The organism is Vallitalea okinawensis (assembly GCF_002964605.1).
Taxonomy (GTDB): Bacteria; Bacillota; Clostridia; order Lachnospirales; family PQDH01; genus Vallitalea_A; species Vallitalea_A okinawensis.
On the sequence record NZ_PQDH01000007.1, the window covers coordinates 144,433 to 157,797 of the forward strand.

The following is a 13,365-nucleotide window of genomic DNA, read 5'->3' on the forward strand; positions in this document are numbered from 1 at the left end:
ATTTTTATTGAAAGATGCCTCCATGATTAAAGTAATCATACAGGCATTCTTTAGATTGTTATGAACACTTTGTTTCTTTTATTAACCATTTAATTGTTATAAACATCGCTAATAGGTGTTTCTAGGCTGTTATCACTATTATTGCTATTTGAATTGTCATTTCCACTGTTGTTACTATTCCCATTAGAACTATTATTACCATTTGAATTATCTGGATAATTATTAGAAGGTTCCTTTGGCTCTTCCTCAGTTTCACTACCCAATGGCGTCATAGCTGGAAATGTAAAATTTAAATCACTGGAACTATCAGCAATGTTGATGTTATAAGTTGCATTCTTATAACCTTCTTTAGTTAGTAAAACACTGTGATCTCCTGGTTCTAACTTAATGGATATAGGAGTATATCCTACAAATTTATTATTGACAAATACCTGAGCACCGATGGTTCCTGAGTTGATATGTACTTGTCTGTCAGGTTCTAGCTCTGGTTCTGCAACGGTAATATTATATAACATATATAGCTTATCTACAATTAGCTGTTCTTCATAGATTACTTTACCATTATCTACAATACTTAGTTTATATTCACCATAATCGAGTAGAACAGGTTCTACGATATCCTCTATCAGAATATCATTTAGATACATTAGTACATTCTTCCGATCAATTTTAAACTCGACTTGTCCCTTTTTAATTTGAAATTCATCTAAGTCGACTGTAGCAGTTGTATTTGGTAATACTACCACTTCTTCAATATAATCTTCATACCCTTCCTTCTCAAGAACTACTTTATGGCTTCCTTCTGACACTAAAATGGGCTCCATATTTTCTTTTATGATAAATGTTTGATCACGGTCCACGGAAATAACTGCATCGACGAAGAAACTATAGTTGATCAACTCAATATAACCGTGTCCATCGATGATCTCAATGGAACATAACCGATCTTTATATCCCTTAATTGTTACCTTATCAACTTCCGTCAAAGTATCCATTGAAAATGAACCACCATGATCAATGACAATTAATTGATCTGTATAATAATAACCTTCAGTACCACGGTATACCATTTTTTCTTCTTTATTGACCATTAATTCTTTAGTTGTGTATTCCCATGCTTCACTGGATAACCGGAATATTTCTGGTACTCCATTATTTTTATCATATTTAGAATAAATAATATCTCCTATCTGAAGTTCCTGTATGATCATTGGCTTTCCATATTCATCTAATATCTCCGCATTATCTAACTTAATGTTGATGTCTTCTTCTACTTCAACATTACTAACGATTACATCTTTATCACTATAATTAATGTCTAAAATAACACCTGTAATTTTTACCATTTCCTTTTTGAAGGTGATTATCGTATCATCTGTACTTTTATCAATAGTTTGAGCAGATTCATTACTGTTTGTAGCATTCTTATCCTCAGGATCAAGAATACCAAACATGATAACTGCCATTAATATAATAATTATAACCCCTGCTACACCTGTAGCCACCATGGTTTTAATGAGCTCATTTCCATTCTGCCTCTTCTTTTGTTCTCTTTTTCTGCTCATTTAGTTTCCACTCTCCTTATCCAAAAGCTTATCTTCTAACGCCAGGGCTTCCTTCTGCATCTTTTTAAGATTTTCTGTCATTATCAGTTTGGGTTGATGCTTGACACGAAAAGCTCTTTCACTCAGTCCTTCATGCAGGCTCAATATATATGTATCTATACCTTTGATTTCTTCAATAACTTCTCTTCTTTTGAATTCATCTCTTATTATATCAGATTTCAGCAATAATAAAAGGTTTCTAACATAGATTTCTAGGTCCATAACGTCCAATTGATTAAGACTTACTGCTTTATTTCCATAAGGAACAGCCAAATCATATACACCCTTATTCATATAGTAATCTCTTAAAAATCGATTTACCTCAAGATGATTCTCATTATAATCATCAACTTGATCTGCAATATTTTTAGCGTCCTCTTGACTTTCTTCAACGCTTGTCAGTTGCTTTACATGAGCTTCTGTATAATATGGATACAACTTAGCTGCATAAGTATACTCATCAATATAATAAGTACCTGTAACGATGAGAAAATATAGCAATAGCGTTGCTGTAGACATAAGACTAAATACCCCTATCGGTTTAACAGATATCTTTTTATAATAATTGTCCTTCAAAGAAAACATAAGAAGGATGATTACCCATATCATTAAAAATTGGAAGTCAAAATCAATCATACTATGACTTATGATGATTAGAACTATTAGTTTATAGACCTTTTCACTCTTGCTAAAAAATAGATAACTAACCATTAATCCTATAAAGCTCAAAGTTCCTAAAATGCCGATATCTAATGCTATCTGTAAAAAACTGTTGTGTATATATTTAATGAAATATACTCCTGATGCATATGCACGTTGTAGATAAAAGTAGCCGTAATAACCTAAACCAACGGGATTATCTTTGATTATATCTATACCATCTTCATAATAAATAAGTCTACTCTGAAACTCACTAACTTGGAAAGATGTTTCTTTAACACGATTAATACTCTCCTGAAAAATAGTGAACTGCGAAAGAACAACTCCCAGTAAAATACCAAGTGCAATCATTGGTAGTAATGTTTTAAGCATTTTTTGAAAGAGAAAAAGACCTATACATACTGCCCCAAAAGCTATAACGTACATACTACGACTATATGTCAAATAGATGCAGGCTATTATAAATGGTATTAAGAGATAACTTTTTGAAGAACCTCTCTCCAATAATATTAATAACGTTATCACCATGAATAATGCGAATGTATTGGCGTACTGAACAAATCCACCTAAACGATTATTTTGAATGAGATAGGAATTCATAAAAGGTATAAGCAGTATGCTCAACACTGCCATGACTATCCCTGCATACATCACACTATCTAACAGCTTGTATCGTTTTTCCATGTCATACTGCTGGATAGTTAAGTAAACAACACATATTACAATATACTTTAAGAAACCAAGAAAAGCCATTCCAGGGTCAATGGCAATAAAGATACTTATTCCATAGAGCGCAGTTATAGAAAGTAAAAATAAGGCCTCTAATTGAATGGGTATTCTAAATACTCCCTCTTCTATACATTTAAGGGTCAGAATAATGCAGCTTAAGCCTCCAACTAAATAAACACTATGTAAAAAATATCCCCCTCGCATAAAAGGAATCAAACCTATCAAGACCATCAAAAATATTAAGGATTTCTTCATGATTAACCTCATTATCTGTATTCTTTATACTTCTATTTTAGGTTAATCAGAGCAAAAGTCAAGCTCCTCCCCCTTCAAGGGGACGAGCCAAGGATTATAAGTTTCTTTTCAAAGATTTTAAAAATTCTTTTTTAGCCTCTTTATGATGAACTAACTCATTCATCTTTACATCATAGATTTTAGGCATCCAATGCCTCCTAGTGTTATAATGTTGGTTACTTAGCCGCCAATACTTATCAGGGAATAGCATCATGGCATAGAAAACCCTTAGTTCTTTATCATTCAATCCTTTTATCTTACTATAATTATCTAGTATTTCAAAACCTTTCTTCTCATCCCATTCACATTTACGCATAACCTTTTCATAGAAACGCAATAGATCATTTAAAGGTAGCTTATAACAACAATGTTCAAAATTAATGATCATCATTTGATTTTTAGCAATTTGTAAATTATGATTGGTAAACTTATCATGACAAAATACTTTTTCATCCCTTGCCTGTTTAATAAGAGCGGAATAACTGGATTCATTCATTACTTCTTTTGCTTCAAATGCATCTTCAATATAGTCGTTATAGTTTTTTATGAATAATATATCAAAATCATTCCATCTACTGGATTTTCGAACCTTTTTATACATATAAGTTAGTTCCCTATAGTGTTTTTCAAAAGCCTCAGGAAGTAAACCTAACTTATTGGTTATACGACTACTCTCTAAAGGTCTCATTCCTTTAGAAGCCACATGCATATTAGCTAAACTCTGTGTTGCCCACTTCACACTGTCAAAATCAGTAAAATCACATTCTTCCCCATCAATCCAGTTTTTAACAACATAAATGTTTTTATTATATTCATAATAAGGTTGACCATAATCTGTCTCATTGAACCGATCAATGTTGCTAAATCCTTGTCGATTGAGATGCTCTTTGGCACTATGGATGAAAAGCAAGCATTCCACCGGAATATTCACGGTCTTAACCATTTTTAGTCCTTCATTTGTCTCACAAATATGTGAACCAAAGGCTCGTTTGACTGCCTTTGGTTTAAGGCCAAACGCCCGTAATATCTGTGGATTAAACTCTCGCATACATCCCCACACCCTCGCTATATAAATTAAGGATACTATTCCTTTGTATTTAAGGAAAATTGTATTAATACAAGTACATTTGTATGATACCTGATCCCTGATATGGACGTAAAAATAAATTTACTGTCCTTATTATCATATTAAGAGATTTTCATCAAGAAATTCTCCTACTACAATAAATTTATATGATGTACCGTCACGGATTATGAGGACATGATTAATTTTTTATGAAATAAAATTGGTACTTTTAAATCTCTCTCTTTAGAAGGGTTTGTGTTAGACCCTTTAATATTTCTTTCTTGTTAAGTTCTGGATCCATTAAAACATACTTCATCAATGCTTCAAGAATCTCACCTATCACCTTGCCCTTTAAACCTAGCTCTAATAGATCGTTACCACCAATAGCTAAATCCTTAATTTCAAGAGGATCATTATTTCTCAATATCATATTATATAGCTCTAGAATCTCTAATAAATCTGAAGTCCTCTCATTTGAAAAATCAGGGTTTTGTCCCAAAGCATCAGCTACCTGTACTGCAATCAAATCTTCAAACAATTCTTTCCCGATTAAGTGTATACATTTTCGTACTTCATTTGGATCTGGCTTAAAACGGTAATCATGGTGTTCAATCAACTTTAAAACTGATTTAATCGTCTTATTATCGAACTTCAAGCGTTTTAATATTCTCTCAGCAATCTCAAGACTTTTAGTGTCATGGTTATAAAAATGATCTATACCAAAGTCATCTGTTGTTCTGGTAGATGGTTTACCAATATCATGCAGAAGCATTGTCCAACGTAATAGCACTGTAGCATCCACTGCTTGAACTGTTTTCATCGTATGCTCAGCTACATTATAGATATGGTATGGATTATTCTGCTCTGTAGTGAATGCAGGTAAAAATTCTGGTAAAATAAAACGCATTAATCCCAGTTCCTTTAAATAAAATAATCTCTCAGGGTAATTAGATAGTAGTAATTTATTTAACTCTTCCCGAATTCTCTCGACACTCACTTTGTCTATTAAATCCGATTTTCTCTTAATTGCCTCCCAAGTATTTTTTTCAATATCAAACCCTAGTTTGGCAGAAAATCTTACAGCCCTTAACATACGTAAAGCATCTTCCTTAAAACGATCTTCAGCCTTTCCAACGCATCGAATTATACCTAACTCTAAATCTTTTTCTCCTTCAAAGGGATCTACCAGTCCTTCGCCAGGATGATAGGCCATTGCATTAATGGTAAAATCGCGCCTCTCTAGATCTTTAACAATATCTTTCGTAAAAAACACTTCTTTAGGTCGTCTACAATCTTCATATTCTCCATCTATTCGGTATGTAGTTACTTCAAATGGTTCATTATCTAACATAATTGTCACAGTACCATGTTGAATGCCTGTATCGATTGTTTTATCAAAGAGAGCCTTCATTTCTTCTGGTAATGCCGATGTCGTAATATCCCAATCGTGAGGTTCTTTATTGATAATTGAATCTCTTACACAACCACCTACAACATACCCTTCAAAACCATTAACATTAAGGGTTTCAATAATATATTTAACTTTATCTGGTAAAGCTATTTTATGCATAAATATACCTCCAATCAAACCTAGATGAGGTCGTTTTTTTATAAACTGTATATGGGGATTAATTAAAGTATAACCTTTATCAACAAAAAAAAACAACTCTTTTGTGTATATAAAATTTTCAAAAGCAAATAATAGAAGTGTTAATTTGATTTCCGCTATAATCAAGTTAATTTTCATTTTATGAGATAGAGATATCTTATAACTATTTTAAGGAGGATATTATGGATAAGAATATGAATATTGGATGTAACGTAAACGAATGTCGTTATCACAATGGTAATGAAAACTATTGTACCTTACAACATATTGATGTCGTAAAGCATAATACAACTGCTACTACAGTTGAAGAAACTGATTGTGGAAGCTTCCAAAAAAGATAATTAATCTAATTTATAATTTAACCTAAAATCATCCTATGGGATGATTTTTTTATAGTATAGGAAATAAAGAGCCATACTTTCTTTCAATCGCAAAAGCAGCAGTCTAAGGCATCGCATTAGACCAAAGTATGCTCACATAGGATGAGTAACACTTTGTCATTTTTTTCGGTGTCAAGTTTTTAGTGTTATTTAACAAATAAAATTAAATATTATTGGTAAAAACCTAAAATTTTTTAAAATATCATAAATTCACTTTAAGTTTTTAAGTTTACATGCTAAAATATAAGTGATTTTAAAATAACAAAAGAGGTATTGCTCATGGACAATATTGATATTCAGATAATTAATTTACTACAAAAAAACGCAAGAATTTCTATTTCTGAAATAAGTCAATGTGTTAATTTATCTGTTTCAGCAGTAAGTGAACGATTGAGAAAATTAGAAAATTCAGGGTATATAAAGCAATATACAACTATTTTAGATCCTGAAAAAATGCAAAAAGATTTAACTGTAATTATGTTTGTAAGTTTAGAACGTTCACATTTTAGTGCAAAATTTCAAGAATTCGTTGAGAATGAAGATGAAATTCTCGAGTGTCATTATTTAGCAGGCTCTTATGATTATTCACTGAAAATCATAACTCGAAATACTCTAAGTCTTCAACGTATTATGAATACCTTAAAAAGTTTACCTGGTATTCGTAAGACACAAACTAACGTGATTTTATCTACTATGAAGAAACAATACTCTGTTAAGCCAAAAATTGAGGATTTTCAATAGTACATAAGTCATATGATTTAAAAAACAAAAAGAAGAATAGCTCCACCTATTCTTCTTTTCTAAATAATACTTTGTTATGCATTTAACAATTTTTTGATATACAATATCCTCCCTTATGCCCAAAAACATTTACTGTTTTTGGGTTATAATTTTGGATATAATATTATTAATAACATGTTACATTTATTTTACAGAAAAATTAATGAAAAATCAAGAAAAACTTTTTTTCCTCACTGATGCATGTTGAAAGTAAAAAATTCAAATAACTAACTAAAGCTTCTACTTCATCTTCTCATGTGAAATTGTTAAACCCACTTGAAATATGAAGTGTTACTATATCTTCTCTTTGAAATAAAGGTGATAATATGATTTTAAGAGGTTGTGAAATTCAACTATATATCTTCGATGCTTATTCTCTGAAGGATAAAAGACGCGTTATTAAAAGTCTAATGGAGCGTATTAGAAAACGTTTTAATGTCAGTATTGCTGAAATTGCTGAACATGAGCTCTGGAACAAAACCACCATTGGTTTTGCTTGTGTTAGTAATTCAAACACACAATGTGAGCAAGTCATCGAGACTATTATAAATTTTATCGATTACGATGAGCGCTGCGAAATTACAAAAATAGAGAGGATTTAATGATTGCATCCTCTCTTATTCAATACTTTTACTTGTCCTACTTATAATACTTATCAAGAATTGTAATGATCTCCTCGATCTTTTCTTCACCCTGATTATTCTCCATAGCAGTTCTAACACAACTGCGCATATGCTGATCTAAGATCTTAAGATTAGCCTTCTTCATTAACCCCTGAACAGCTAATACCTGCTTAGAAACATCGATACAATACTGCTCTTCCTCCAACATATTAATAATCCCATCAATTTGCCCCCTAGCAGTCTTCAAAAGATTAATAATAGCCTTATTATCCTTTTTCTCCATCTTCCTCACCTCACTATTACACATCAATTACATGTTTTTCATCGTTCTTAACTCCATGTAACTATAAAAATTATAACACATAATCTGATGATACCAAAAGCCTGTGAGGTGTTCTATGGAGCAGAGAGCCACGGATAGCGAGTCCAGCTGTCTAAGACATGGACGTCTTTTCAGCTGGCGCAATAGAAAACCTCATAGGCTAGACCCTATTATATATTTTTATTTACATATCTCTACACTTTCTCAATAGCTACAACTTCATATCCAGCATCAGTAATAGCTTCCTTTACAGCCTCATCTGTTACGGCATCAGAAACATTAGCTGTGGCATACTTCTCCTCAAGATTAACCACTGCATCTGTAACACCTTCCATGGCATTTAAAAGTTTCTCAACACGTGCAGAACAATGACCACAACTCATACCTTCAATTGATACTTTCATTTTCATTTCCCCTACCTCCATCATTGTATTTCTATTATCGTGAACTTTTCCCTCATATGATACAACTTCACCTTCAACTGATTCGGTTTTTAGCTGTATGTCTTCAGGATTTTTAGCTTTGAAAGCCTTTAGTCTTAAAGCATTACTTACTACTGTGATGGAACTTAACCCCATAGCTGCAGCTGCAAATTCAGGATTAAGCTTCCATCCTAAAAGACTGAAAAAGACTCCAGCTGCTAAAGGAATCCCTGCTGAATTATAGGCAAAAGCCCAAAAGAGATTTTGTTTGATGTTTCGAATAGTTGCCTTACTTAACTCAATAGCAGTAACAACATCAAATAAATCACTTTTCATTAATACAACGTCTGCTGATTCAATCGCTACATCTGTACCTGAACCGATGGCTATTCCAATATCTGCTCCTGCTAAAGCAGGTGCATCATTAATCCCATCTCCTACCATTGCCACTAGTTGGCCGTGTTCTTGTAATTCTTTCACTACATTGGATTTATCTTGTGGTAAAACTTCAGCAACAACTTTACGTATACCGACTTGACGTCTTATAGCTTCTGCAGTCTTCTTATTATCCCCTGTCAGCATAATTACTTCTAAACCCATGTCTTGCATAGCAGCAATGGCAGCCCTACTGGTTTCTTTAACAGTATCAGCTACAGCAATTATTCCAAGCAACTTTCCTTCACTAGCCACAAATATAGGGGTTTTTCCTTCATAAGCCAACTTGTCTGCTATAGACTCTCCTTCAGCAAGCATTATTTGATGATCGATTAAGAATTTCTGATTACCTATAAGAAGTTCTTTACCTTCTGAATAAGCTTTAAGCCCATGCCCAGCAACTTCTTCATAACTGTCCAGTTCTTTAAGCATTAACTTTCTACTATCAGCTTCATTAATAATAGCTTCCCCTAATGGATGATCTGACTTTTTCTCAGCTGAAGCTGTCATCATTAATAAACTGTCTTCATTCATTCCATTAAACGTATAGATATCTGTTACTTTAGGTTGACCTATTGTTATCGTACCTGTTTTATCGAGAACCACTGTATTCACTTTATGCAGAGTCTCTAGAGCTTCTCCATCTTTAATAAGTATACCATTGCTTGCACCTTTTCCTGTACCAACCATAATCGCCGTTGGTGTTGCAAGACCTAGAGCACATGGACAAGAGATAACGAGAACTGCAATCCCAATAGATAATGCAAAAGTGAAACTAGCTCCAACAAGCAACCATACAATAACAGAAGCTAATGCTATAAGAAGAACGGTTGGTACAAATACACCACTGATTTTATCGGCTAGCTTTGCAATTGGTGCTTTTGTACTTTGCGCTTCTTCAACAAGCTTAATAATTTGCGAAAGGGTTGTATCTTCTCCAACTTTTGTAGCTTCAACAGTGATAGCACCTGACTTATTGATAGCCGCTCCAATAACAGCACTACCTTCTTTTTTTGCTACAGGTATACTCTCACCTGTCAGCATGGATTCATCTACTGTGGTCGTACCTTTAACAATCATACCATCAACAGGGATTTTAGCTCCCGGCTTAACTAGTATCTGATCTCCTTTTTTGACCTGCTCAATAGGTATTTCCTTTTCAACACCATTTACAATAATAATTGCTTTTTTAGGCGCTAAATCCACCAAAGCTTTTATGGCTTCAGAAGTTTTTCCTTTAGCCCTACTTTCTAAAAATTTACCTAATGTAATTAAAGTAAGAATGACTGCAACAGACTCAAAATAAAAATCCATAGCATATTGCCCTACTAACTGCATATTTCCAGTCTGAAAACCTTCATTAAGCCTAGTCATGACAAATACTCCGTAGATCAGTGCTGCCCCAGTTCCAACAGCAATAAGGGAGTCCATATTAGGTGACCCTTTTATGAGTGATTTGGTTCCAGAACGGTAGTACTTAAAGTTGGCTATAACAACAGGAAGTACAAGTAATAATTGCACCCATGCCATGGTTAAGCTGTTTTCCATACCCATTAAAAAGCTTGGTGCAGGTAGTCCCATCATAGGTCCCATGGCTAAATAGAAGACTGGAATAGCAAAAATCACTGATATAATAAATCGTCTCTTTAAAACCTTTTGATCCTCTTCAAAAGAACTCAACATATGGTCATCTGCATTATGGATTTTAGCCCCATATCCTGTCTTTTTCACTATGGATATAATATCCTCTGAGGATACATTCTTTTCATCATACTCTACTTCCATACTATTGGCTAACAAGTTAACTTGAACTTTTGATATACCTGCTCCTTTATCAACATTTCTTTCAATTGCGCTGGAGCATGCAGAACAAGTCATCCCAGTAATATCATATTTTTCCTTCTTCATAGGATACCTCCTTACCCCTCCCCATAGGGGGTGTATTTATATTTTATATCATATGCTCTTTTCTTAGTTTTGTCAATAATTATTTTAAAATACAATGGAAACACTAGTATTGACTCACTCCTACTTGACAAAACTGAAATTTCCTCTATAATTAGAGTTAATTAATAATCATTATTAATTGATATAATTAAAATCTCTCCAATGAACGAGGTGGTATAATGAAAATAGCATTCTTTGATACAAAACCCTATGATAGAGAAATATTTGATGAACTTAATGAAATTTATCATTATGATATAACATTTTTTGAAGAAAGATTAAATGATAAGACTGTTAAATTAGCAGAAGGTTTTGATGTTGTATCTATATTTGTTCAAGATCAAGCCTCAGCTTATGTCATAGATCAACTTTATAACTATGGTATTCAATTAATTGCACTTCGCTGTGCTGGTTATAATAATGTTGATTTTAAAGCTGCTAAGGATAAGATTCATGTTGTTCACGTACCAGCTTATTCTCCACATGCCATTGCTGAATTCACGATTTCCATGATTCTAACCCTTAACAGAAAAATTCATAAAGCTTATAACCGGACGCGAGATCTCAATTTTTCTTTGAACGGTCTTCTAGGTTTTGATATGTATGGCAAAACAGTAGGACTTATTGGTACAGGCAAAATCGCAAAAGTCTTCATCCAGATCCTAAATGGGTTTGGCTGTAAAGTTCTGGCCTATGACCTCTATCCTGATAAAGCTTATGCCAAAGAAATGGGATATGATTATGTTTCATTAGATGAACTCTTTCGACAAAGTGATATTGTTTCACTTCATTGTCCTTTAACAAAAGATACGGAATATATCATTAATAAAGATAGTATTGCTAAAATGAAGGATAGTGTTATGATTGTCAATACTGGACGTGGTAAGCTGATCAACACGGTTGATCTCATTGATGCGCTTAAATCAAAGAAAATAAGTGGTGCGGCATTGGATGTTTACGAGGAAGAAGATAAATATTTCTATGAAGATTTTTCAGATAAAGGCGTTAAAGACGATGTGCTTTCAAGACTCATTACTTTCCCTAATGTTCTTATTACATCCCATCAAGCTTACTTTACTAAAGAAGCCTTAGGTAATATAGCTACAACAACAATGGACAGTATACAGCAATTAACTGATGGAAAAGAATTGGTTAATGAAATTGGTTATGTTTGTGATGAAAACGGATGTGTTATTAAACGCCTAAGTTAATTACCTTAGGCGTTTTACTCCCTCTTTAAAGGGTGATTTCAATGTCTTAAAACCATGTCAATGTCATTAACAATGTCAGCATCAATTTCTCCTTTTGAAGCTAATTCTTTTAGCATGTCAACTGCAACTTCATGTTTTAAAGATCCTCTATAGGGTCGTTCTTCAACTAAAGCTTGATAGATGTCCAGACACATTAAAAGTCTCGAGTTAAAATCAAGCTCATGTGCTTTTTTACCATAAGGGTAACCTCTTCCGCTCAGTTTTTCATGATGATTGGCAGCCCATTCTGTAATATCTTCAAAACCGACGATATCTTCAAGACACTTTCGTGTATAATAGGAATGCTCCTGAATTTTGGCGAACTCCTGAAGATTTAATTGACTATTTTTATGTAAAATATCATTACTAACGACCAGCTTACCAAGATCATGTAAATCTGCAGCTATCAGTAATTTTTGCATCTCGTCTTTACCCTTCTTATAATACTCTGCCATGATACCAGTACTTTCTGCTAATAGAGCTGAATGATTTTTCGTAAAACTGGATTTAATATCTATAATCTCTCCAAAAATAGAAGTAATGCTTCTTAATTCATACCAATTCGTATCAATATGATAAAATGGCATAATTCTACGGAGTCCCTTATTAATATTGTCATCCATCAACTCCAACCAAAATATAATCTTTTCACTGGCTTTTACAAAGCTTTCTACCACAACCGGTGCAAACAAAGTACCTTCGCTGTCTTTAATAAACTGAATTATTTTTTCGCGACTTTCCCGATCTGAATGCATCACTCTAAACAACTTTTCTATTTTGTCTGCTAACGAAATGATTTGTGAATTAAGAGGAATCTGATTACCCGACAACCCAAACATTCCACTACCATCATAGGCTTCATGGTGATAAAGGATAACATCTTTAGCATCAGCATATAGTCCCAAAGAGTCAATGATTTTTTGACCTTCTTCACAATGCTGAATATCATATTTTTTTCGATCTGTTTCTATCTTATCTTTTTGCAACCAATTCTTACAGCGCCCTATATCATGAAGTAAAGCTAAGGAGATAACTGTAAAAATCTCTTGGTCGTTATACCCCAATTCTCTGGCTATGGATGCAGAAATATAAGCTACTCTCTTTGAGTGATTACTAGCCACACCTAATAGCTCTATTTCAATATAGTCCAATGCATAAGATAAGGATAGAATTAAATTATTTAAGCAGAATCTCATCTTTGTCACCTCAATATATATATCGGCACATCGCAATAATTATATAGA

At 33.2% G+C, this 13,365-nt stretch carries 11 protein-coding genes; 4 read left to right on the forward strand and 7 right to left on the reverse strand.

Features of this window, described 5'->3' with window-relative positions:
- Positions 1-89: 89 nt before the first annotated feature.
- The 4 genes from C1Y58_RS18085 to C1Y58_RS18100 form a co-directional block, all read right to left on the reverse strand.
- Positions 90-1,565 (reverse strand): PEGA domain-containing protein, encoded by a 1,476-nt coding sequence (locus tag C1Y58_RS18085; RefSeq protein WP_105617573.1) that lies wholly within the window; start codon positions 1,563-1,565, stop codon positions 90-92.
- Positions 1,566-3,248: an O-antigen ligase family protein gene (locus C1Y58_RS18090; RefSeq protein ID WP_157950192.1), complete on the reverse strand. Its 1,683-nt coding sequence runs from the start codon at positions 3,246-3,248 to the stop codon at positions 1,566-1,568.
- Positions 3,249-3,342: 94 nt separating this feature from the next.
- Positions 3,343-4,335, reverse strand: a complete 993-nt coding sequence (locus C1Y58_RS18095) for a CotS family spore coat protein (protein WP_105617577.1) — start codon at positions 4,333-4,335, stop codon at positions 3,343-3,345.
- Between the two features lie 247 nt (positions 4,336-4,582).
- A complete protein-coding gene (locus C1Y58_RS18100) occupies positions 4,583-5,923 on the reverse strand; it encodes a CCA tRNA nucleotidyltransferase (RefSeq protein ID WP_105617578.1) in 1,341 nt (446 codons plus the stop codon).
- A gap of 221 nt (positions 5,924-6,144) precedes the next feature.
- Here C1Y58_RS18100 and C1Y58_RS18105 point away from each other — a divergent pair, with 221 nt between their 5' ends.
- From C1Y58_RS18105 to C1Y58_RS18115, 3 genes are all read left to right on the forward strand, one after another.
- On the forward strand, positions 6,145-6,303 hold the full coding sequence (locus C1Y58_RS18105; protein WP_105617580.1) for a DUF1540 domain-containing protein: 159 nt from the start codon (positions 6,145-6,147) through the stop codon (positions 6,301-6,303).
- A 318-nt stretch (positions 6,304-6,621) separates the two neighbouring features.
- Positions 6,622-7,083 (forward strand): Lrp/AsnC family transcriptional regulator, encoded by a 462-nt coding sequence (locus C1Y58_RS18110; RefSeq protein WP_105617581.1) that lies wholly within the window; start codon positions 6,622-6,624, stop codon positions 7,081-7,083.
- Between the two features lie 365 nt (positions 7,084-7,448).
- Positions 7,449-7,724, forward strand: a complete 276-nt coding sequence (locus C1Y58_RS18115; protein WP_105617583.1) for a DUF503 domain-containing protein — start codon at positions 7,449-7,451, stop codon at positions 7,722-7,724.
- A 37-nt stretch (positions 7,725-7,761) separates the two neighbouring features.
- Here C1Y58_RS18115 and C1Y58_RS18120 read toward each other — a convergent pair whose 3' ends face one another.
- Both C1Y58_RS18120 and C1Y58_RS18125 read right to left on the reverse strand, forming a co-directional pair.
- The gene (locus C1Y58_RS18120) at positions 7,762-8,028 is read right to left on the reverse strand and encodes a metal-sensing transcriptional repressor (RefSeq protein ID WP_105617584.1); all 267 of its coding nucleotides are present in this window, start codon (positions 8,026-8,028) and stop codon (positions 7,762-7,764) included.
- A gap of 233 nt (positions 8,029-8,261) precedes the next feature.
- Complete coding sequence (locus C1Y58_RS18125; RefSeq protein WP_105617586.1) at positions 8,262-10,832, reverse strand: heavy metal translocating P-type ATPase; 2,571 nt, start codon at positions 10,830-10,832, stop codon at positions 8,262-8,264.
- A gap of 218 nt (positions 10,833-11,050) precedes the next feature.
- Here C1Y58_RS18125 and C1Y58_RS18130 point away from each other — a divergent pair, with 218 nt between their 5' ends.
- On the forward strand, positions 11,051-12,082 hold the full coding sequence (locus C1Y58_RS18130; RefSeq protein WP_105617588.1) for a 2-hydroxyacid dehydrogenase: 1,032 nt from the start codon (positions 11,051-11,053) through the stop codon (positions 12,080-12,082).
- Between the two features lie 38 nt (positions 12,083-12,120).
- Here C1Y58_RS18130 and C1Y58_RS18135 read toward each other — a convergent pair whose 3' ends face one another.
- On the reverse strand, positions 12,121-13,317 hold the full coding sequence (locus tag C1Y58_RS18135) for an HD domain-containing phosphohydrolase (RefSeq protein ID WP_105617590.1): 1,197 nt from the start codon (positions 13,315-13,317) through the stop codon (positions 12,121-12,123).
- Positions 13,318-13,365 lie beyond the last annotated feature (48 nt).